Origin of the sequence: Streptomyces sp. NPDC088915, from assembly GCF_044749825.1 — a bacterium.
Classification (GTDB): domain Bacteria; phylum Actinomycetota; class Actinomycetes; order Streptomycetales; family Streptomycetaceae; genus Streptomyces.
In genome coordinates this window covers 636587-658090 of the sequence record NZ_JBIVIR010000002.1, presented here as the reverse complement: position 1 = coordinate 658090, position 21504 = coordinate 636587, and the positions used below count along the sequence as shown (strand labels likewise).

Here is a 21504-nt window from a genome sequence, read left to right as displayed (position 1 = left end):
TACTGGTGGGCGCGGACGGTTTCGAACCGCCGACATCTGCTTTGTAAGAGCAGCGCTCTACCCCTGAGCTACGCACCCGTGGAAGAGGCAACAGCCTACATGGCCCGTGGGTGGGTGTCGCAAACCTATAAGGGGGGTAGCCCCACCCCCGGGACGGTGGGTCGCCGGATCGTGACCCGGGGTGGGCGGGGCATAGGTTCGACGGGTCGGTTCGGTCGTCGTGGGGGTTGGTCGTCGTGGGTCGTCGTCGGGGTCGGGTGCTGGTCGCCTGCGGTGGGGTGCTGGTCGGGCTGCTCGGGGTCGGGGGGTGCGGGACCGCCGATGCCGAGGGGGCCGCGGTGGAGAGGAAGAGCTTCGCGTTCGGCGGGAGTGAGCTCGTCGTCGACTCCGACGACTCGCGGTTGGTGATCACGCCCGCCGACGTCGACGACGTGCGGGTCGAGCGGCAGGTCGACGGGTGGGTGTTCATGGGGTCCGGGCCCGAGGCCAGCTGGAAGCTGGTCGACGGGCGGCTGACGCTGCGGGTCGAGTGCGACGCGGTCGCCTCGAACTGTGCGGCCGTGCACCGGATCCAGGTGCCCCGGAAGGTCGCCGTCGCCGTCGAGAGCGACAACGGGGACGTGACCGCCGAGGGGTTCGCCACGCCCCTGAAGGTGCGGACCGACAACGGGGACGTGCGGGTGCGGAAGGCCGGCGCGGCGCTCGACCTCGGCAGCGGCAACGGGCGCGTCACCGTCGACGCCGGCACCACGTCGACCGACCTGACCGTGCGGACCGACAACGGGGACGTCCGGCTCGCCCTCGGAGCCGTACCCCGGAACGTCGACGTCGCCACCGACAACGGCGGCATCACCGTGGAGGTGCCGGAGGCCGAGTACGCCGTGGCCGGGAGCAGTGGGAACGGGGACGTGCGGGTCGACGTGCCCAGGAACGACGGGAGTGGGCACGGGGTGCGTGCCCGTAGCGAGAACGGGGACGTCACCGTCCGTACGGTGAACTGACCGGCCCGTGTGTTCGTCCTTACCGGGTGGGAGAATGGACCCGGACCGGGCACGGCGGACACAGCACGGGGAGAGGTACGTGGCGGCGAGCGATACGAGGAGCGCGTCGGCGCCCGGGGTTCCTTCCGCGTTCCGGCTGGCGCTCCTGCTGCCCCTGGTGGTGGGAGCGGTGCTTCCCGGGGCCTTCGCCGGGGGCGGCACCCGCCGCTGGTTCGGCGGGCGGGGAGAGGGCCGGCGGGCCGAGGCGCAGGCCGCGAAGGACGCCGCCGCGGCCGCGTTCTACGAGCTCGACACCGCCCAGCGCGGACTGCGCATCTCGATGGAGACCATCGCCGCCGTCGACGGCTCCCCCGAGGCGCTCCGCGCCGTCGAGGGCTTCGAGGCGCTCGGGCGCCGCATCGACGAGGTCAGCCACGCGTACATCACCGCCGTCGACGCCCACGACCTCGACCGCGACGAGCTGGACGCCACCACCGCCTCCCGGGCCCACGCCGAACTCACCCGCGCCAAGGACGAGCTCGACCGGGTGAAGGGCGAGCTCGACCGGTTCGAGGCCGGGCTCGCCCCGCTCCTCGGGCGCGCCGAGACCCAGCTCGCCCGGCTCGCGCCCGCCGTCGAGCGCGCCCGGCAGGCCCTGCGCGGCGCGAGCGACGCCCTCGACGCCGTACGGGAGGGCGGGCTGCGCGCCGACGACCTCGCGCTGCGGCTCGCCCGGCTCGGGCCCGAGCTGACCCGGCTCAACGAGGGCGCGGGCCGGCACGGCGTCCCCGACACCCTCCAGCGGGCCGACCGGGTGCTGCGGGACGCCGAGGCCGTACGGGCCGAGGCCGGGCGGCTGCCCGAGCGGGCCGCCGAGATCGACCGGCGCCTCGTCTCCCTCCGTACCCGCACCGAGGCGCTGACCACCCGTGCCGAGGGCGTCGAGCCCGTCCTGTCCGAGCTGCGGCGGCGGTTCTCGCTCGACTGCTGGCAGGACCTCCAGCACGTGCCCGAGCAGGCCGCGACGAGCCTCGGGCAGGCCGGGGAGCGGCTCGCCGAGGCCGGGGCGGCGCGGGCCGAGCAGCGCTGGCCCGACGCGACCTCGCTGCTCTCCACCGTCCGCGCCCTCCTCGACGCGACCGACGAGGCCGTCTCGGCCGCCGGTGACCGGCTGCGCCGCCTGGAGGCCGTCGCGAAGGACCCGAACGCCGAGGTCGACCGCGCCCGGTTCGCCGTACGGGACGCCCAGCGGCTCGCCATGGACGGGCGGAGCACCCCCGACCCGCGCCACGCCGGGCCCCTCGACCGGGCCGTCGCGCGCATCGACCGGGCCGTCGCCTCCCTGGAGGGCCGCCACCCCGACTACTGGCACTTCCTGACCGAGCTGGAGGACGTCCGCGCCACCGCCGCCCGGGTCGTCGGGCAGATACGGGAGGAGCGGGGAGGCGGCGCCGGGCATTGACCGGTCCGGCCGCTCCGACCGGCGGGGCGGTCGGCCGGACGGTTCGCCGGGCAGCCTCTAACCTGTCCCCATGCCTCGTTACGAATACCGCTGCCGCACCTGCGGCGACACCTTCGAGCTCAGCCGCCCCATGGCCGAGTCCTCCGCCCCGGCCGCCTGCCCCGCCGGGCACGACGACACCGTGAAGCTGCTCTCGGCCGTGGCCGTCGGCGGAAGCGGCACCGCCGCCCCCGCGCAGAGCGGCGGAGGCGGCGGTTGCTGCGGCGGGGGCTGCTGCGGCTGATCTCCCCGGCCCCCGTGGGGGGTGTCAGCCCGCTGCCGCCGCCCTGAAGCGGCGCAGGATCTCCTCCCCCGCCGCGACGCCGCGTTCCGCGAGGACGTCGAGGTGGGGGGCGGTCCAGTCGCTGTCGGCCAGTTCGCCGTGGCCCGGGCGCCAGGCCCGGTCCGCGGCGAGCAGCAGGTCGGCGTCGAGGAGGGAGTCCCCGGCCGCCAGGGTGAGCGCGGCGCCGGTGCGGCGGGCGAGCTCCCGGACGGCCGCGCCCTTGGTGAGCGGCTTGGGCACCGCGTACACCTTGCGGCCCTGGAGGGAGACGGTCCAGCCGCGCTCCCCCGCCCAGTGGCCGAAGAGCTCCAGCCAGCCCTCGGGGAGCAGGTCCCGCTCGATGACCAGGTAGGTGAACAGGTCCTCGGCGACCCGGTGCTTGCGCACCCAGGTCTGGTCCGTGGTGGCGGAGAGGTACGCGCGGACCTCGGCGAGCGGCGCGCACTCGCCGGCCAGCCGGTCGAGGACGGAGGCGTGCCAGTCCCCGTCGGAGACGCCGTCGACGAGGATGTGCCCGCCGTTGGCGCAGATCGCGTACTTCGGCGCGGCGCCGGGGAGCTGGATGCGCTGGTACTGCTTGCGCGTCCGCGTCGTGGTGGGCACGAAGACGGTCTCGTCGGACAGGCGCGCCAGGAGGGCGGCCGCGTCCTCGGTCATGTAGGAGAGCGGCCTGGACTCGTGGACCTCGACGCAGAGCAGCCGGGGCGCGAGCGCGTCGGGCATGCCGAGGGCGAGGGCCGCGGACGAGTAGATGAGGGTGCGGTCGAGGTCGCTGGCGACCAGGACCGGGGCCGAGACCTGGAGCTGGTCCCGGAGCTGTCCCCGGGCCTGGGCCCGGTGCGTGTCCGTCGTCGTGTTCACTGCGACGCCACCGCCTTGCCGTCGGCGCCCGTCGCGCCCCTCGTGTACTTGGGGTGGATCAGGCCCACGCAGCTGTACGGGAGGTCGTCGACCTCCTCGACCGGTACGCCGCGCTGTTCGGCGAGCAGCCGCACGTGCGCGAGGTCGGCGTCGGCGCCCCGCTTGGCGAGGATCTTCCAGGGGACGCGGCGGAGCAGGACGCGGGTGGTCTCGCCGACGCCCGGCTTGACCAGGTTGACGTCGTGGATGCCGTACTCCTCGCTGATCCGCTCCACGGCCGCCCAGCCCTCCCAGGTGGGGGTGCGGTCGGCGGCCAGGAGTTCCTTGACGTCGGTGTCGACGGTCGCGGCGACCTCGTCGAAGCGGGCGGCGACGGCGTCCAGGAAGGCGCCGGAGACGTCGGATCCGGCCAGCTCTCGGTAGAACTTGGCGCCGTGGAAGTCGTCCGGTCCGACGAGGTCGGGGCGGAGCACGGTCCGGGAGATCAGGCCGGAGACCGTGGAGTTGAGACAGGCGGAGGGGATGAGGAAGTCCTCGCGCGTGCCGTAGGTGCGGACGCAGGAGCCGGGGTCGGCGAGGACCGCGATCTCCGGGTCGAACCCGCCGAAGTCCTTCAGCGCCTCGGCGAGTTCGCGGGTGATGGCGCCCTTGCCGGTCCAGCCGTCGACGAAGACGACGTCGGCGGGGTCGTGGTGGGCGGCGAGCCAGCGCAGCGCGTTGGCGTCGATGCCCCGGCCGCGCACGATCGAGACGGCGTAGTGCGGGAGTTCGAGGCCGTGGCGGGCCCGGGCCCAGCGGCGCATGAGGACGCCGACGGGGGTGCCGGCGCGGGCGAGCGAGACGAGCACGGGGGTGCCGGCGCGCTCGGCGAGGACGGTCTCGGTGACGGTGCCGACCGCGCGGGCGATCCGGGCGGCGGAGCCGTCCAGGGCGGCGTGGAAGAGCTCCTGGTAGCGCTCGCTGGGCTGGTACTCGACGGGCAGCGACTCCGCGTAGTGGGCGCCGCCGCTCTGGACGGCCTCCTCGCGCTCCTCGGTGGGGGCTTCGAGTTCGACGTCCGAGAGGTCCTGGAGCAGCCAGCCGACCTCGTCGGGTGCGTACGAGGAGAAGGCGGGGCCGCGGAGGGGCTCGGGCAGCATGGAGCTCCTTTCGGGAGCTTCGGTGGCTTCGGTGGCGGTGACGGTGGTGGTGTCGGCTCCGCTGTTCTCGACGGTCCCCGTGGTCCCGGCGGTTCCGGCGGTTCCGGGCACGTACGAGGGGACCACCGCGAGCACCACGTGCGGCACGTGCTCCGCGAGCCGGGCCAGGAGGCCGCCCGGGGCGTGCAGGGCCGGGGTGTCGGCGGTGGAGTCGACGACGAGGACGACGGCGTCGAAGCCCGCGCCCGCCACGTTGTAGGCGTAGCGCTCGCCGGGGCCGTCGGCCGGGTCGTCGTGGGCGGGGAAGACGAGCCGGGTGCGGATCGCGTAGCCGGGGTCGTCGACGGCGAGGACGGGCGAGCGGGTGGTGGTGGAGTAGCGGACGTCGTGCCCGGCCTCCTCCAGGGCGGTGCCGAGGCGCAGCGGCGCGTACATCAGCTCCTCGAAGCCGAGCACGAGGACGCGGCGGGTGCCGGAAGGGCTCCGTACGGCCTCCAGGGCCTCTCCCACCCCGGCCGCCAGGGCCGGGAGCGCCGCCTCCAGGCGTTCCCGGTGCTCCGGCGTGAAGCCGTGCCGCCCGCCGTCGGGCAGGTCCCGGGGCCAGTCGAGGCGGGCCCGTACGAAAGCGGGCGCCGGGGGTGCGGCCTCCGGCTCCCGTACCGCCTCGTGCTCCGCCACCAGGGCCCGGCCCTTCTCCAGGACCCCCTCCGGGAGGCGTACGGTGCCGGCCGCGCGGGCGACCAGGTCGACGCGGGCGCCGATCTCCTCCGCGAAGGCGTCCAGGCGGTCGTGGTCGGCGGCCGAGCGCATGTCGACGAGGGCGACGACGACGTACCGCTCGCGCGGGTGGCGCTCGTGCAGGTCCCTGATGGTGTTGAGGACGGTGTTGCCGGTGGAGAACTCGTCGTCGACGAGGACGAGGGGGCCGTCGCCCGCCAGGAGCTTCGGGTCCTCCGGGAGCAGCAGGTGCGAGGTGGCGTGGGAGTGGGACTCCTCGAAGCCGCCCGCGCGGGCGACGCCGGCCACCGGGCGCCGGGTGGAGTGGAGGTACGGGGCGAGGGCGAGGCCGTCGGCGACGGCGTGGCCCAGGGCGGTGGCGGTCTCCGCGTAGCCGAGGACGACGGCGCGGGCGGCCTCCTCGTCGCCGAGGAGCGCCCGGACGCGCCGGCCGAGGTCGAGCCCCGCGCCGTACACCACCGAGGGGCGCTGGGGGACGTGCTTGCCGAGCACGCTCGAGACGAGCAGGTGCGCGCGCTTGGGGTTGCGGCGCAGTGCGAGGCCCAACAGGGCCGGCAGCTCCTCGTCGCCGATCAGTTCGACGCCCAGTCGCTCCGCGACCCACGTTCCGGTCCACACCACGTCGTCGACGTCCCTTCGTCAGCCGGTCAGTCCGGCGGTGAGCAGCTCCACGAAGCCGACGTCCTCCTTGGCGACGCCGAAGACCTCGGCGCGCAGCAGGATGCGTTCGGCCCACGCGCGGTGCGGCTTCACTTCGTTCATCTTGTTCGTGTACGCGGAGCGGAGCACCCCGCCGCCGCCCCGCTCGGGCCGCAGGATGTCCTGGGCGTCGCTCCACTCCTCGTGGCTGACCACGGAGAGCGCGTGCACCGGCAGCACGTGGGTGGGGTGGATGCAGGTCTTGCCGAGCAGGCCGTTGGCGCGGTCGAGTTCGATCTCGCGCAGCAGGCCGTCGAGGTCGTGCTCGATGAGGGCGGTGCGCAGGTCCTCGGCGCTGCCCTCCAGGAAGGGGCTGCGGCGCAGCTGGGGCTTGAACATGCGCTCGCCGGGCCGGAAGTACTCCCAGACGGGTCCGGTGATGGTGAAGCCGGTGCCGTCGGCGCGGCCGAGGACGTTGACGACGTCGGAGATGACGTGGGCGACGACCTTGACGTCGTACGCGGTCATCTCGGGCGAGCGGCGGAGGCCGTAGGCGGAGCAGAAGTCGGTGACGCCGAGGCGCAGGGCGAGGACGTGGTCGCGGTACTCGTCGGTGATCGAGGCGATGCCGGCGAGGGTCTCGACCCGGGTCTCCAGGTGGAGGAGCTCGGGGGACTCCAGGACGGGCATGGCGTAGAGGCGCCTGCCGCTCGTCCGCTCGGCCCGGACGAGCGCTTCGAGGAAGGCGCGGCCGCGCTTCTCGGTGAATTTGGGCAGTACGAATCCGGACAGCAGGTGAATCGTTTCGCCGAGGCGGTCGACGAGGGCGGTGATCTGGGCCGGCTCCCGGACCCGGATGAAGAGCAGGGGCACGTCGGCGCCGTCGGTGCCGTCGGCGGCGAGCTCCGCGAACTCCCGGACGAGGTTCTCCTCGCCGGCCTCGACGTCGGCGTCGCTGATGGAATCCTCCAGGCAGAGCACCATGGAGACCACGCCGCGGGCGGCCTGTTTGCGCACGGCGGCGGCGAGCCGCGGCCGGGTGGCCGGGCTGTAGAGCGTGGCGCCCAGGGCCGTGGCGAGCGTGCGCGCGGGCGATGCGGCCGTGAACTCGACCGGCTCCCGGTGGAACAGCCCGGCCCGCTTCACGGACGGGATGTGCCCGAAATGACGCATATAAGTATCCCGTCTGCCTTGCCGTGTCCTGGCGACACGTGGCCGGTAATAGTACGTAGGTGCGGGTGTCCCCGGTTCCCCCAGCGTATGAAATCCAGGTAACCCGTCCGCGTCCGTCGGTCTCGTCCCGGTCTCGGTACCGCCCCCGCGTTGTCCGCGGGTCGGCCGGGAGGGCAGGATTGCGGTCATGACGCACGCGATGCTGAAGGGCTCCAACGTCCCTCTCGACACCGCGGCCGTACGGGCCGTGCTCCGCTGGACCCCGGGCCCCGGGGTCCCCGACGTGGACGCCTCGGCCCTGCTGCTCGGGCCCTCCGGGCGCGTGCGGTCCGACGAGGACTTCGTCTTCTACAACCAGCCGCGCCACCCCTCGGGGCTCGTGCGGCGGCTGCCGAAGAAGCGGGACGCCGCGGGCCTGACGGACACCGTCGAGGCCGACCTCGGCGGCCTCGACGCCTCGGTCGACCGGGTGGTGGTCGCCGCCTCCTCCGACGGCGGCACCTTCCGCTCCGTCTCCGACCTGCGGATCCTGCTGTACGACGCCACGGGGCCCGAGCGCGAGCCACTGGCCCTGTTCGAGGTGACGGCGGAGACCGGCGAGGAGACGGCCGTCATCTGCGGCGAGCTGTACCGGCGCGGGGACGGCTGGAAGTTCCGCGCGGTGGGACAGGGCTATCCGACGGGCCTGGTGGGCCTCGCCACCGACTTCGGCATCTCGGTCGACGAGGACGCCCAGGAAGGCGCCCAGGAGGGCCGGGACGGCCTCCCCGGGGGCCCGGAGGCCGTGCGGGTCCCGGACGGCGCCGCGACCGGCTCCCCGGCCCACGGCACGCCCGCCGCCGACCTCGCCGCGACCGTCGTCCACCCTCCCGTGCCGCCGCAGCCCGCGGTGCCGCCCCGTCCGGACCGGGCGCCCTCCTACGGCCACCCCCAGCAGCCGGTGAACGTCCCGGCCCCCGCGTACGGCTATCCGCAACCGGTGGGCGCTCCCGAGCAGAACCCGTCCCCGGACTTCCGGATGCCGCCGATGGGTCCCCAGTTCGTCAGGTCCTGACGCCCTCCGGGCGGACACCGCGCCCGCCCCTCACGTCTTGGTCTTGTAGCCGCGGCCCCACTGCAGGCCCCAGCCGTACAGCCGGTCCAGCTCCGCCTGGAAGCCGTACACGAAGCGGACCTCGCGCCGGACGGTCAGGTCGCCCTTGACGTTCTCCAGGGAGAAGACCGCGCAGGAGCGGGCCTGCGGGGCGCGCTCGTCGAGCTCGATCTCGATCCGGGGGCCGTTGCTCGGGTAGAGCGTGACCTTGGCGTGGGTGCGGTCGAAGGCCGGCGTCTGGTCGTAGATGTAGACGAAGAACAGCAGCCGCTTGATCGCGTCCCGGTGGTCCAGGTTGACGAAGATCGTCTCCCCGGAGGAGCCGCCGAAGCGGTCGTCCCCGCTCAGCTTCACGTACGGGGCCGTGTTCAGGTCGCCGAAGAAGTTGCCCAGCGGCTGCACCACGCCCTTGGAGCCGTCGGTGAGCTCGTAGAGGCAGCCCAGGTCGAGGTCGACGTTGACCATGCCCTGGGTGTGGGCCTGGACGACCTCGGGCTTGAAGAGCTGGGCCGGGTTGCGCAGCAGCCGGCCGCTCTGGCGGGAGCGGCCCTCGATGTCGGAGGTCCGCATCCGCCAGGAGAGGTTCACCCGGAGGTTGCCGGTGGCGGCCCCCTGCTTGCTGAGCGAGACGGACGGACGCCGTTTCGTCAGGTCGATCGCGTTCGACACGGCGTTGCCCGAATCGAACTGGGCCGTCCTCCCCGCGAACAGGTTGTCCCAGAAGGCCATGCCGCCCCACCCCCACCATTCGTATGCGCCCGCACATGCCCGCGGGGCGGCCGGGTGCTCCGGCCGCCCCGCAGTGAAGCGTTCCTCGTCGACGGGGGTGTCACACCCCCGAGGTCACCTCTGTCTTGTCTCCCGAGGAGCCGCCCTCGGCCGCCGCGAGCGCCTTGTTGCGGCGGACGGAGGACCAGAAGGACCAGGCGATCAGGACGACGCCGATGAGGCCGGTGATGACCTCGTTGATCTCGTACTGGATGGTGACCAGGAGGAGCACCGCGAGGGCGCCGATCGCGTAGTGCGCGCCGTGCTCCAGGTAGACGTAGTCGTCGAGGGTGCCCTGGCGGACCAGGTAGACCGTCAGCGAACGCACGTACATGGCGCCGACGCCGAGACCGAGCGCCATCAGGACGATGTCGTTGGTGATGGCGAAGGCGCCGATGACGCCGTCGAAGGAGAAGGAGGCGTCGAGGACCTCCAGGTACAGGAACATGAAGAAGGCGGCCTTGCCGGCCAACTGCACCGCGGAGACCTTCTTGCCGGAGCGCCTGGCCTCCTCCTCGACCTCGTGCTCGCGCTCCTCTTCCTCCTCCAGCTTGTTCTCGAAGAAGCTGGAGAGACCGCCGACGACGAGGTACGTGATGAGGCCGGCGATGCCGGAGATCAGGACCGTCTGCGCCTTGTCGACGTGCGTGCCGCCGTGCTGGTGGGCGTGGGTGGCGAAGGTCATCGAGGTGACGAGCAGGACGATGAGGGCGATGCAGACCGACAGCATGTCGACCTTGCCGAGCTTGGCCAGCGGGCGCTCGATCCAGGCGAGCCACTTGATGTCGCGGTCCTCGAAGATGAAGTCGAGGAAGATCATCAGCAGGAACATGCCACCGAAGGCGGCGATCGACGGATGCGCGTCGGTCACCAGCTCCTGGTACCTGTTCGGCTGGTTCAGGGCGAGGTCGACCGCTTCGATCGGGCCGATCTTGGCGCTGATCGCGACGATCACGACGGGGAAGACGAGACGCATGCCGAAGACGGCGATCAGGACGCCGATCGTGAGGAAGATCTTCTGCCAGAAGGCGTTCATCTTCTTCAGGATTCCGGCGTTGACCACCGCGTTGTCGAACGAGAGCGAGATCTCGAGGACGCAGAGGATCGCAACCACTCCGAAGGCCTGCCACCCCCCGTAGAGCACAGCCGCGACCAGGCCCAGCGCAGTGATCGCGAATGACCAGCCGAAGGTTTTCAGAACCACTGTCTACCCCATCGTGAAATTACATGGCTTTACGAAACGTTGACCCCGAAGTCTAGAGCGATGCCCCGCAGCCCGGACGCGTACCCCTGGCCCACGGCCCGGAACTTCCATTCGCCGTTGTACCGGTAGAGCTCGCCGAAGATCATCGCGGTTTCGGTCGAGGCGTCCTCGGAGAGGTCGTAGCGGGCGAGTTCCTGACCGTCCGTCTGGTTGACGACCCGGATGAAGGCGTTGCTGACCTGGCCGAAGCTCTGGCCGCGGTTGTCGGCGTCGTGGATCGAGACCGGGAAGACGATCTTGTCGCAGTGGGCCGGCACCTTGGCGAGGTCCACGACGAGGGACTCGTCGTCCCCGTCACCCTCGCCGGTGAGGTTGTCCCCGGTGTGCTCGACGGAGCCCTCGGGGCTGCGGAGCTGGTTGTAGAAGACGAAGTACTCGTCGCCCAGCACCCGGCCGGCCTGGCAGAGCAGGGCGCTGGCGTCGAGGTCGAAGGGGGCTCCCGTGGTGGAGCGCGCGTCCCAGCCGAGCCCGACGAGGACCTGGGTGAGGTTGGGTGCGGCCTTGGAGAGGGAGACGTTGCCTCCCTTGGCGAGCGTGACGCCCATGGTTCTTTTCCTCCCCGGTGGATGATGAGGCACGTCCGGCGCCGCACTTCCGAGTGCGGCGCCGGACGGTTCGTGCGGGTTCGGCTCAGACGTTGACGCCGAAGTCCTGCGCGATGCCGCGCAGGCCCGAGGCGTAGCCCTGGCCGACGGCGCGGAACTTCCACTCCGCCCCGTGACGGTACAGCTCGCCGAAGACCATGGCGGTCTCGGTCGAGGCGTCCTCGGAGAGGTCGTACCGGGCGATCTCGGCGCCACCGGCCTGGTTCACGACGCGGATGAACGCGTTGCGCACCTGGCCGAAGGACTGCTGGCGGTTCTCGGCGTCGTAGATCGAGACCGGGAAGACGATCTTGGCCACGTCGGCCGGCACGCCCGCCAGGTCGACCTTGACCTGCTCGTCGTCGCCCTCGCCCTCACCGGTGAGGTTGTCGCCGGTGTGCTCGACGGAGCCGTCGGCGCTCTTCAGGTTGTTGAAGAAGACGAAGTCCTGGTCGTTGCGGACCTTGCCCGCCTCGCTCACCAGGATGGCGCTGGCGTCGAGGTCGAAGTCCGTACCGGTGGTGGTGCGGACGTCCCAGCCCAGACCGACGGTCACGGCGGTGAGGCCAGGGGCCTCCTTGGTCAGCGAGACGTTGCCGCCCTTGCTGAGGCTGACTCCCACGAGTCCCTCCATAGGTTTCCAGGGGCAGCGCCCCCAGTCGTGCGTTGGCATCGGATCAACGTCTGGATCCTAGTGACGGGTTCCCGGTCGAAACAGTCGATTCGCCCGGTGAATCCGAGGGTGTCGGCCCCGGAGCCCCTGCGGAACCCCGCCGGGGCCCCTCAGAGGGCTGCCAGCGCCTTGACGTAGGCGGCGGCGTCGCGGGCGTCCGGCAGGGCGTTGACGACGCTCCAGCGGACGGTTCCCGCCCTGTCGAGGACGAAGGTGCCGCGCACCGCGCAGCCCTTCTCCTCGTCGAAGACGCCGTAGGCGCGGGAGACCTCGCCGTGCGGCCAGAAGTCGGAGAGCAGCGGGAACTCCAGGTCCTCCTGGTCGCCGAAGACGCGCAGGGTGGGGACGGAGTCGGCGGAGACGGCGAGGAGCTGGGTGTCGTCGTTGACGAACGCCGGGAGGTTGGCGCGGAGCTCGCGCAGCTCGCCGGTGCAGACGCCGGTGAAGGCGAAGGGGTAGAAGAACAGCAGGACGTTCTTCTCGCCGCGGAGGTCGGCGAGCCGCACGGTGCGCCCGTGGTTGTCCTTGAGCTCGAAATCCGGGGCCTCGGTGCCGACCTCGATCGCCATCGCGTGCGCGTCCCTCTCGACGGGGCCCGCGGCGCCGGGCCGACACGGAACCCGGGCCCTGGGCCGAAACGGTGAACCCCACCCTACGCCCGTACGGGAAGGCCCCCGCGCGTACGTGAGGACCCGCGCCCGGGCCCGTACGCGAAGGCCCCCGCCGGACCGGGTCCGGCGGGGGCTCCTCGTCGCGTGGGTGATCAGCGCTTCGGGGTCGCCAGGCGGGTGCCCGCCCAGTCCTTGGCGACGACGATGCTCTTGGTCTGGGAGAGACCAGCGGTCTGCGCGGCATCGTTGATGTCGCTCGGCTCGATGTAGCCGTCGCGGCCGGTCTTCGGCGTCAGCAGCCAGATCACGCCGCCGTCCTCCAGAAGACCGATGGCGTCCACCAGGGCGTCGGTGAGATCGCCGTCCTCGTCGCGGAACCACAGGACGACGCCGTCGGCGACGTCGTCGTACTCCTCGTCCACGAGGTCGGCCCCGATGATGGACTCGATGCCTTCACGGAGATCGTGGTCGACGTCGTCGTCGTAGCCGATCTCCTGGACCACCTGTCCGGGCTCGAACCCCAGCCTGGATGCCGGGTTGGTCCGCTCCTCCGCGTGGTCCGCGGTCGCGCTCACGGCTTGCCTCCTGCTCATTCGGAAAATGCTGTGGGCCGCGCGTGTGCGCGCGGCGCTGGCCGTAGTCCACACGTGCCGGGGCGGATCGCGCAAGTACCCGGCCCCGGAGACCGCCGAAACGGTGACGTTTGGGGCCGTCTCGCCGCAACTTCCGGCACTGTCGGACCCCCTCCGCGATCAGGTGCGAGCTTTTCGTCCGCTTTCGAGGACTTCTGACTCTTCAGTCTGCCGAACGCCCGGACGAAACGCATGCGCGGGTTGGGCGTAAGGTTGCGATTTGACCGCACCCTGGCATCTGGAGGGCGCCCCGAAGGGTTACCCCTCGGTAAAGATGACGTCCGGTGTCGGCGGGGTACACGATGGAGATCCCGACCACCCCGTGGCCCCGTGACCACCCCGAACAGCGAAGGAAGAGCGTGGCTCCCGGATCCGATCGCAACCCGATCATCATTGGCGGCCTTCCCAGCCAGGTCCCGGACTTCGATCCGGAAGAGACCCAGGAATGGCTCGACTCCCTCGACGCTGCCGTCGACGAGCGGGGCCGGGCACGAGCCCGCTACCTCATGCTCCGCCTGATCGAGCGCGCCCGCGAGAAGCGCGTGGCCGTGCCCGAGATGCGCAGCTCGGACTACGTCAACACCATCGCCACCAAGGACGAGCCCTTCTTCCCGGGGAACGAGGAGATCGAGCGCAAGGTCCTCAACGCCACCCGGTGGAACGCGGCCGTGATGGTCTCGCGCGCCCAGCGCCCGGGGATCGGCGTCGGCGGCCACATCGCCACCTTCGCCTCCTCGGCCTCCCTCTACGACGTCGGCTTCAACCACTTCTTCCGCGGCAAGGACGAGGGCGACGGCGGCGACCAGATCTTCTTCCAGGGGCACGCCTCCCCCGGCATCTACGCCCGCGCGTATCTGCTCGACCGGCTGAACGAGGCCCAGCTCGACGGCTTCCGCCAGGAGAGGTCGAAGTTCCCGAACGGCCTCTCCTCCTACCCGCACCCGCGGCTGATGCCGGACTTCTGGGAGTTCCCGACCGTGTCGATGGGCCTCGGCCCGCTCGGCGCGATCTACCAGGCCCGGATGAACCGCTACATGGAGGCGCGCGGCATCGCCGACACCTCCAAGTCGCACGTGTGGGCGTTCCTCGGCGACGGCGAGATGGACGAGGTGGAGTCCCTCGGCCAGCTCTCCATCGCGGCCCGCGAGGGCCTGGACAACCTCACCTTCGTCGTCAACTGCAACCTCCAGCGGCTCGACGGTCCGGTGCGCGGCAACGGCAAGATCATCCAGGAGCTGGAGTCGATCTTCCGGGGCAACGGCTGGAACGTCATCAAGCTGATCTGGGACCGCTCCTGGGACCCGCTGCTCGCGCAGGACCGGGACGGCATCCTGGTCAACAAGCTGAACACCACCCCGGACGGGCAGTTCCAGACGTACGCCACGGAGACCGGCGGCTACATCCGGGACCACTTCTTCGGCGACGACCAGCGGCTGCGGGCCATGGTCGAGGGCATGTCGGACCAGCAGGTCCTGCACCTGGGCCGCGGCGGCCACGACCACCGGAAGATCTACGCGGCCTACGCGGCGGCGAAGGCCCACGCCGGCCAGCCGACCGTGATCCTCGCGCAGACCGTCAAGGGCTGGACGCTGGGCCCGAACTTCGAGGGCCGCAACGCGACCCACCAGATGAAGAAGCTGACGGTCGACGACCTCAAGCGCTTCCGCGACCGGCTGCACATCCCGATCACGGACAAGCAGATCGAGGAGGGCCTGCCCCCGTACTACCACCCGGGGCGGGACTCCGAGGAGATCCAGTACATGCACGACCGCCGCGAGGCCCTCGGCGGGTACGTCCCGACCCGGGTCGTGCGGGCGCAGCCGCTGGAGCTCCCCGACGACAAGGCCTACGCGGCGGCCAAGAAGGGCTCGGGCCAGCAGTCGATCGCCACCACCATGGCGTTCGTCCGCATCCTGAAGGACCTCATGCGGGACAAGGAGATCGGCAAGCGCTTCGTGCTGATCGCCCCCGACGAGTACCGCACCTTCGGCATGGACGCCTTCTTCCCGAGCGCCAAGATCTACAACCCGCTGGGGCAGCAGTACGAGGCGGTGGACCGCGAACTCCTCCTCGCCTACAAGGAGTCGCCGACCGGCCAGATGCTGCACGACGGCATCTCCGAGGCCGGCTGCACGGCCTCGCTGATCGCCGCCGGTTCCGCGTACGCCACGCACGGCGAGCCGCTGATCCCGGTGTACGTCTTCTACTCGATGTTCGGCTTCCAGCGGACCGGCGACCAGTTCTGGCAGATGGCCGACCAGCTGGCGCGCGGCTTCGTCCTCGGAGCCACCGCCGGCCGCACGACGCTGACCGGCGAGGGCCTCCAGCACGCGGACGGACACTCCCACCTCCTCGCTTCCACCAACCCGGCCTGCATCGCCTACGACCCGGCGTTCGGCTTCGAGATCGCGCACATCGTCAAGGACGGCCTGCGCCGGATGTACGGCCCCGAGGCCGAGGACGTCTTCTACTACCTGACCGTCTACAACGAGCCGATCCAGCACCCGGCCGAGCCGGAGGACGTGGACGTGGAGGGCATCCTCCAGGGCATCCACCGCTTCAAGCCGGCCGGGTCGGGCACGATCCCCGCGCAGATCCTGGCCTCCGGCGTCGGCGTGCCGTGGGCGGTCGAGGCGCAGCGGATCCTCGCCGAGGAGTGGAACGTGCGGGCCGACGTCTGGTCCGCCACCTCCTGGACCGAGCTGCGCCGCGAGGCCGTGGCCGTCGAGGAGCACAACCTGCTCCACCCGGACGAGGAGCAGCGCGTCCCGTACGTGACGCGCAAGCTCCAGGACGCCGAGGGTCCGTTCGTGGCGGTCTCGGACTGGATGCGCGCGGTGCCGGACCAGATCTCCCGCTGGGTCCCCGGCACGTACACCTCGCTGGGCGCGGACGGCTTCGGCTTCGCGGACACGCGGGGCGCGGCCCGTCGGCACTTCCACATCGACGCCCAGTCGATCGTCCTCGCGGTGCTGACCGAGCTGGCCCGCGAGGGCAAGGTCGAGCGGTCGGCCCTGAAGCAGGCCGTGGACCGCTACCAGCTGCTCGACGTGGCGGCGGCGGACCCGGGCGCGGCGGGCGGCGACGCGTGAGGCGTGCGCCGTGACCCGTAAGGGGTGAACGGCGAGGGGCGGTGGGGCCGACGGCTCCGCCGCCCCTCGTCGTTTCCCGGTTTCCCGCGGGTCCTGTCTACCGCTCCCAGATCTTGAACGCTCTGACCTCGTAGGGCGACTGCGGCACCCAGGTCCCCTTCCCCGGGTAGGTCTCGAACTCGCCCGTCTCCGCGCACTCGGCGGACTGGTAGGTGGTGACCGGCCTTCCCGTGCGGTTCGCGAGGGACTGGGCCGAGGTGCCGGCCGGCAGCGCGATACAGCTGTCGATGTCGGTCGTGGCCAGCTCGTGGGTCTGGACCCTGCCCTTGAAGTCGGGCTTGGGCCAGAGGCAGAGCTTCCCGGGCCCGCAGGCGCCGAGCTTCGGCCCCGAGGCCGCGGCCGGCAGGGCGGTGGGCGCGGCCGTGGCCGGCAGGACGGTGAGGAAGAGGACCGCCAGAACGGCGGTCGTCAGCAGTCGCTTCGTATACAGGTCGCGCATGGCACTGAACCCCCGGTTTCGTCACTCTCTGTGATCAGAACTCTGCCGGAGGTCACCCCCCGTTGAGAAGGGGGCCAAAGCTTCTTCACTCGAACGGGCGACGGCCCCCACCGGACCGGGTCCGGTGGGGGCCGTCGCAGGACGGGGAACGAGCAGGTCAGATGTGGGCGCCGCCCATGCCCGCCTCCGCGTTCTCGCCGCGCTTGGTCAGCAGGGCGACGCCGGCCGCGACGACCGCGACGACACCGGCGACGGTGAAGGCCAGACCCATGCCCTGGAGGAAGGTGTCGTAGATGACCTTGGTGATCACCTGGACGAGGTCGGGGGTCATCCCCGGCGCCTTGGCCAGCTCCGGCGGGACCATGCCGAACTCGGCGGCCTGCTCCAGCTGCGGGTTGGGCGGGGCCGGGATGCCGGCCTCCTTCCAGTTGTCCGCGAAGGTGGCGGAGACCTTGGAGGACATGACGGCGCCGAGGACCGCCGTGCCGAGCGCGCCGCCGACCTGCATGGCGGCCTGCTGCAGACCGCCCGCCACGCCGGAGAGTTCGAGGGGCGCGTTGCCGACGATGACCTCGGTGGCGCCCACCATGACCGGGGCGAGGCCCAGGCCGAGGAGGGCGAACCAGAGGGACATGGCGAGGGTGCCGGTGCCGGCGGAGAGCGTGATCATGCCGAACATCGCGGCGGCCGTGCAGACCATGCCGCCGACGAGCGGCACGCGCGGGCCGAACTTGGTGATCAGCGCGCCGGCCAGCGGCGAGGAGACGATCATCATCGCGGTCAGCGGCAGCAGGTGCAGACCGCTGTCGACCGGGCTGAGGCCCTTCACGCCCTGGAGGTAGAAGGTCACGAAGAACAGGCCGCCCATGAAGGCGAAGGCCATCAGGACCATCAGGACCACACCGGCCGAGAGCGGCACGGAGCGGAACATGCCCAGCGGGACGAGCGGCTCCTTGACCTTGGTCTCCCAGACGGCGAAGAGCGCGAAGAGGAGCACCGCGCCGAGCAGGCAGCCCCACGTCTTGGCGCCGCCCCAGCCCCAGGACTCGCCGGCCTTGATGAGGCCCCAGACCAGGGTGCCCATGGCGCCGGAGAGCAGCAGGATGCCGAGGACGTCGAAGGAGCGCGGCGCGTTCTCCGCGCGGTGGTCCTTCAGGATCACCAGGCCGAGGACGAGCGCGACGACGCCGACCGGCACGTTGATGAAGAAGACGGACTGCCAGCTGACGTGCTCGACGAGCAGGCCGCCGACGATCGGGCCGCCGGCCGTCGAGGCGCCGATGACCATGCCCCAGATGCCGATGGCCATGTTCAGCTTCTCGGCGGGGAAGGTGGCGCGCAGCAGGCCGAGGGCCGCCGGCATCAGCAGGGCGCCGAAGAGGCCCTGGAGGACGCGGAAGGCGATCACGGCCCCGATGGAGTGCGAGAGGCCGATCGCACCGGAGGCGGCGGCGAAGCCGGTGATGCCGATGAGGAAGGTCTGCCGGTGGCCGAAGCGGTCACCGAGCTTGCCGGCGGTGATCAGGGCGACGGCGAGCGCGAGCAGGTAGCCGTTGGTGATCCACTGGACCTGGGCGAGCGTGGCGCCGAGGTCCTCCTTGATGGCGGGATTGGCGATCGCGACGATCGTGCCGTCGAGCGCGACCATCATCACGCCCACGGCGACGGCGAACAGGGTCAGCCAGGGATGGCCGCGCAGTCCCTTCGCCGGACCCGGCACGGGTCCCGGGGTGCCCCCCTGGCCCTGCGGGGCCTTTTCCACGGTGGTCTGACTAGTCATACGGCGAGGCTAGTGACAGTCACTGACAATTGACAAAGCGATTCACGCGTCGGTAACTGTCACGTAGCTCACAGGTACCCTGAGCTGGAAGAAAACCCCGCAAAGCGCCTGTGGCGCCGGAGAAGAGGACCCCGAGGTGAGCGTGCCCGGCCTGCGCGAGCGGAAGAAGCAGCGGACGCGCGACGCGCTGACCCGGGTGGCCCTGGAGCTCTTCACCGTCCAGGGGTACGAGCGGACCACGGTCGACGAGATCGTCGAGGCCGTCGAGGTCTCCCAGCGCACCTTCTTCCGCTACTTCTCCTCCAAGGAGGAGGTCGCCTTCGCCGTCCAGCAGATGGTGGAGGAGCGCTTCGTCCGCTCCCTCGCGCAGCGGCCCCCGGCCGAGGGTCCCCTCGACGCGCTGCGCAACGCCGTCCTCTCCTCCTGGGACACCATCGGCGAGGCCATCACCGCGGTCGTCCCGGTCGGGCTGTACCTGCGCACCTTCCGGCTGATCGAGTCGACGCCCGCGCTGCTCGCCGTCCACCTGCGCCGCTCCACCGAGATGGAGGAGACGATCGCCCGGATCGTCGCCGAACGCGAGGGCGTCGACGTGGACGCGGACCCGCGGCCCCGGATCGTGGTGGCCGCGTTCAGCGGGGTGATGCGGGTGACCGGGCAGATGTGGGGCCGGGGCGCGGACCAGAGCCTGGAGGCCATCCGCGCGCTCACCGAGGAGTACCTCGACCACCTCGGCCCGGCGCTGGCCCCGCACTGGCGGGACCGGGACCGGTGCGAAGAGGGTCGCCGCGCCCTCTAGGAGGCCCGTACGGAGACGTCTTCCGGAGGCCTCCGGTTCCGGATCACGCGGGGGCGTGACCTGCGTCCCACCTGGTACGGACCCACCCCCACCGCCCCGTAGGGTGGCGGCCCGTGACACCTGTCGAGACCCCGTCCGCCCCCTTCGCCGCGCGCGCCCTGCTCGCGCTCGTCGTCGTGCTCGTGCTCCTCGCGACCACCGGGTGGACCACGATCCGGCACCGGCCCGTACCGGGCCCCTCCCGCGAGGCCGCGCTCGCCGCCTGGGCGCACGACCGGATCGGCGGACGCCCGCTGCCCGACCCGACGGCCCCGGCCCGTACCGTCGCGGCGTTCTTCGCCGGGCTCGGTCCGGCGGGCGGGGCCCGGCTCGCCGCGCGGCACCCGTTCGTCGTCGGCAACCTCAACGGCGCCCCGGCCGCCCTGCGCTACCGCGCCAACCGGACCACCCTCGCGCGCGCGTACGACGCCGAACGCGGCAGGGCCGACGACCCCCGGCTCTCCCCCGAGGGCCGCCACGAGGCACAGCGCCGGATCGACCGCTTCGCCTCGCTGATGCGGCCGGGCCGGCAGATCCTCGCGTTCGACCCGACGGGGACGGGGCGGGCCGCCGAGGTCCTCGGGGACCTGGAGCGGGCCCGGCGCGTCTCGGTGGTCGTGCCCGGCGTCGACACCAACCTCCTCACCTTCCAGCGGACCCACGGCCGGTACGGCGCCCCCGTCGGCATGGCGCGGGCCCTCTACGACGCCGAGCGGCGGGCCGCGCCCGGAGCCGGGGTCGCGGTGATCGCCTGGGCCGACTACACCGCGCCCGCCGGGATCGGCATCGACGCGCTGACCGGCCGGCTCGCCGAGGCGGGCGCCGCGCGGCTCGTCGGACTGACCGAGGCGCTGCCCGGGAACGCCCGGGTGGCCCTCTTCTGCCACAGCTACGGCTCCGTGCTCTGCGGGGCCGCCGCGCCCCGGCTGTCCTCCCGGGTGACGGACGTGGCCGTCTCCGGAAGCCCCGGCATGCGGGTGGAGCGGGCCGCCGACCTCGCCACCACGGCCCGGATCTGGGCGATGCGGGACGCGGACGACTGGATCGCGGACGTGCCGCACCTGGAGGTGGGCGGGCTCGGGCACGGAGCGGACCCGGTGGCCCCCGAGTTCGGCGCGCGGCTGCTCTCGGCGGGCGGGGCCGTCGGGCACAGCGGCTATTTCGCGCCGGGGACGGTGAGCCTCGGGAACTTCGCCGCGATAGGCGTCGGCGCCTACCCGCGGCTGGTCTGCGCACGTGCCGACAGCGCTTGCCACGACGGAATATCCGGTGCGGAAGGGTCCCGACGCGCGTAGATCCCGCGATTTCGGGACCTTTCACAGGGGCGACGCCGGGGCGGGCGCCGCTTACGATGAGGCGTATGGGTGATGTGCTGGCCGGAATTCATGCCGTCTGGGAGTTCGAGAGCGACGCCCTCGTCATCCGTTTCGAACGGGGGAACCGCACGCCGAAGCTGTTCCAGGTGCTGCGCGAACGACGCGTACCGTACGAAGCGCTGGCGTCCGTGACGCTCACGCCCGGCAAGCGGGGCACCGTCGTGCTGCACGCCGTGCCGAGGCCGGGCGCCGATCCGCTGATGGAAGCGGCCGCGGGGCAGCTCAAGGAGAGCTCCGATCCGTACCGGCTCGTGCTGCCGGCGGACCGGGAGACGCTCGCCGAGTACTACCGGGACGAACTGCGGGCGCTCCTGCCGCCGGAGCCGGGGGCCGCGGGGGCCGCCGGACACGGCGGGAGCGCCCCGTACGACGTGCTCGACGGACTCTCCCCGGGCGGCGAACCCGCCCCGGGCAGTGGACTCGACGGGCCGGAGCCGTACGGGACGGGCGGGGCCGTGACGCCCGCTGAGCGGTTCCTCGTGGCGCCGCCGCCGGGGCCGCTGTCCTTCAAGGCGTACGACGGGAAGGCCAGCTTCGACGGCAGCGCGGAGGTCGCGTTCCGCTGGTCCTGGACGGGGGCGTCCTCGGAGAAGTGGAAGGCGGGCGACCGGACCTTCTCGGTACGGGACCTGTGCGGGGTCGAGTGGCGCTCGCCCGACGTCTTCGACGGGCACCTGCGGCTGCTGCTCCGGGACGGCGAGCCCCGGCCCACCCAGCCCGACCACGACCCGGCGTCGGTCGTCTTCGGCCTCGGCTACGGGCTCGTCCACGAGTCCCTGCCCTTCGCCGCGGCCGTCCTCGCGGCGATCCGCACCGGGGACCGCGCGCCCGTGCCCGTCGGCTCCCGTACCCCCGGGGTGGTGGCCGAAAGGATTCGGCACCTGGGCGAGCTGCACCGGGCGGGTCTGGTGACGGACGAGGAGTTCTCCGCGAAGAAGGCGGAGTTGCTCGCGGAGCTCTGAGACCGCCGGGACCCTGAC

General features: G+C 72.0%; 19 protein-coding genes and 1 tRNA gene. 8 read left to right on the top strand and 12 right to left on the bottom strand.

Annotated features, from left to right (window positions below):
* Nucleotides 1-3: 3 nt before the first annotated feature.
* A tRNA-Val gene (locus ACIP5O_RS06520) sits at nucleotides 4-78 on the bottom strand.
* Between the two features lie 260 nt (nucleotides 79-338).
* Between ACIP5O_RS06520 and ACIP5O_RS06515 the strand changes: the two genes are divergently transcribed.
* The 3 genes from ACIP5O_RS06515 to ACIP5O_RS06505 all read left to right on the top strand — a co-directional run bounded on the left by ACIP5O_RS06515 (nucleotide 339) and on the right by ACIP5O_RS06505 (nucleotide 2725).
* Nucleotides 339-1001 carry a DUF4097 family beta strand repeat-containing protein gene (locus ACIP5O_RS06515; RefSeq protein WP_401289278.1) on the top strand — a complete coding sequence of 221 codons (663 nt, stop codon included), beginning with the start codon at nucleotides 339-341 and terminating at the stop codon, nucleotides 999-1001.
* Nucleotides 1002-1035: 34 nt separating this feature from the next.
* Nucleotides 1036-2442 carry a hypothetical protein gene (locus ACIP5O_RS06510; RefSeq protein WP_401289275.1) on the top strand — a complete coding sequence of 469 codons (1407 nt, stop codon included), beginning with the start codon at nucleotides 1036-1038 and terminating at the stop codon, nucleotides 2440-2442.
* A 70-nt stretch (nucleotides 2443-2512) separates the two neighbouring features.
* Nucleotides 2513-2725: a zinc ribbon domain-containing protein gene (locus tag ACIP5O_RS06505; RefSeq protein WP_356544523.1), complete on the top strand. Its 213-nt coding sequence runs from the start codon at nucleotides 2513-2515 to the stop codon at nucleotides 2723-2725.
* 24 nt (nucleotides 2726-2749) lie between these two features.
* Here ACIP5O_RS06505 and ACIP5O_RS06500 read toward each other — a convergent pair whose 3' ends face one another.
* From ACIP5O_RS06500 to ACIP5O_RS06490, 3 genes are all read right to left on the bottom strand, one after another.
* The gene (locus tag ACIP5O_RS06500) at nucleotides 2750-3547 is read right to left on the bottom strand and encodes an HAD family hydrolase (protein ID WP_401289371.1); all 798 of its coding nucleotides are present in this window, start codon (nucleotides 3545-3547) and stop codon (nucleotides 2750-2752) included.
* A gap of 74 nt (nucleotides 3548-3621) precedes the next feature.
* A complete protein-coding gene (locus ACIP5O_RS06495) occupies nucleotides 3622-6123 on the bottom strand; it encodes a phosphoribosyltransferase (protein WP_401289271.1) in 2502 nt (833 codons plus the stop codon).
* An 18-nt stretch (nucleotides 6124-6141) separates the two neighbouring features.
* On the bottom strand, nucleotides 6142-7314 hold the full coding sequence (locus ACIP5O_RS06490) for an HpcH/HpaI aldolase/citrate lyase family protein (protein WP_401289268.1): 1173 nt from the start codon (nucleotides 7312-7314) through the stop codon (nucleotides 6142-6144).
* A gap of 187 nt (nucleotides 7315-7501) precedes the next feature.
* Between ACIP5O_RS06490 and ACIP5O_RS06485 the strand changes: the two genes are divergently transcribed.
* A complete protein-coding gene (locus ACIP5O_RS06485; RefSeq protein WP_401289266.1) occupies nucleotides 7502-8368 on the top strand; it encodes a TerD family protein in 867 nt (288 codons plus the stop codon).
* 30 nt (nucleotides 8369-8398) lie between these two features.
* Here ACIP5O_RS06485 and ACIP5O_RS06480 read toward each other — a convergent pair whose 3' ends face one another.
* From ACIP5O_RS06480 to ACIP5O_RS06455, 6 genes are all read right to left on the bottom strand, one after another.
* Nucleotides 8399-9136, bottom strand: coding sequence for a Tellurium resistance (locus tag ACIP5O_RS06480; RefSeq protein ID WP_401289264.1), 738 nt, complete (start codon nucleotides 9134-9136; stop codon nucleotides 8399-8401).
* A 100-nt stretch (nucleotides 9137-9236) separates the two neighbouring features.
* Complete coding sequence (locus tag ACIP5O_RS06475) at nucleotides 9237-10379, bottom strand: DUF475 domain-containing protein (protein WP_365537890.1); 1143 nt, start codon at nucleotides 10377-10379, stop codon at nucleotides 9237-9239.
* A 29-nt stretch (nucleotides 10380-10408) separates the two neighbouring features.
* Nucleotides 10409-10984: a TerD family protein gene (locus ACIP5O_RS06470; protein WP_401289261.1), complete on the bottom strand. Its 576-nt coding sequence runs from the start codon at nucleotides 10982-10984 to the stop codon at nucleotides 10409-10411.
* Nucleotides 10985-11069: 85 nt separating this feature from the next.
* Nucleotides 11070-11645, bottom strand: a complete 576-nt coding sequence (locus tag ACIP5O_RS06465; RefSeq protein WP_356544535.1) for a TerD family protein — start codon at nucleotides 11643-11645, stop codon at nucleotides 11070-11072.
* Nucleotides 11646-11806: 161 nt separating this feature from the next.
* On the bottom strand, nucleotides 11807-12265 hold the full coding sequence (locus ACIP5O_RS06460) for a peroxiredoxin (RefSeq protein ID WP_401289258.1): 459 nt from the start codon (nucleotides 12263-12265) through the stop codon (nucleotides 11807-11809).
* Nucleotides 12266-12459: 194 nt separating this feature from the next.
* Nucleotides 12460-12882, bottom strand: coding sequence for a DUF3052 domain-containing protein (locus ACIP5O_RS06455; RefSeq protein ID WP_401289255.1), 423 nt, complete (start codon nucleotides 12880-12882; stop codon nucleotides 12460-12462).
* Nucleotides 12883-13298: 416 nt separating this feature from the next.
* On the opposite strand from ACIP5O_RS06455, the gene aceE reads away from it, so the two are divergent.
* Entirely contained in the window at nucleotides 13299-16031 is a 2733-nt protein-coding gene (gene aceE / locus ACIP5O_RS06450; RefSeq protein WP_401289252.1) for a pyruvate dehydrogenase (acetyl-transferring), homodimeric type, read from the top strand.
* Between the two features lie 97 nt (nucleotides 16032-16128).
* Here the strand turns inward: aceE and ACIP5O_RS06445 are convergent, their stop codons facing one another.
* Both ACIP5O_RS06445 and ACIP5O_RS06440 read right to left on the bottom strand, forming a co-directional pair.
* Nucleotides 16129-16530, bottom strand: coding sequence for a peptidase inhibitor family I36 protein (locus ACIP5O_RS06445; protein WP_401289250.1), 402 nt, complete (start codon nucleotides 16528-16530; stop codon nucleotides 16129-16131).
* Nucleotides 16531-16687: 157 nt separating this feature from the next.
* A complete protein-coding gene (locus tag ACIP5O_RS06440; protein WP_401289369.1) occupies nucleotides 16688-18181 on the bottom strand; it encodes an MFS transporter in 1494 nt (497 codons plus the stop codon).
* Between the two features lie 265 nt (nucleotides 18182-18446).
* Here ACIP5O_RS06440 and ACIP5O_RS06435 point away from each other — a divergent pair, with 265 nt between their 5' ends.
* From ACIP5O_RS06435 to ACIP5O_RS06425, 3 genes are all read left to right on the top strand, one after another.
* The gene (locus tag ACIP5O_RS06435) at nucleotides 18447-19109 is read left to right on the top strand and encodes a TetR family transcriptional regulator (protein WP_401289248.1); all 663 of its coding nucleotides are present in this window, start codon (nucleotides 18447-18449) and stop codon (nucleotides 19107-19109) included.
* Between the two features lie 113 nt (nucleotides 19110-19222).
* A complete protein-coding gene (locus ACIP5O_RS06430; RefSeq protein WP_401289245.1) occupies nucleotides 19223-20443 on the top strand; it encodes an alpha/beta hydrolase in 1221 nt (406 codons plus the stop codon).
* A gap of 65 nt (nucleotides 20444-20508) precedes the next feature.
* A complete protein-coding gene (locus ACIP5O_RS06425; RefSeq protein ID WP_401289243.1) occupies nucleotides 20509-21486 on the top strand; it encodes a DUF4429 domain-containing protein in 978 nt (325 codons plus the stop codon).
* Nucleotides 21487-21504 lie beyond the last annotated feature (18 nt).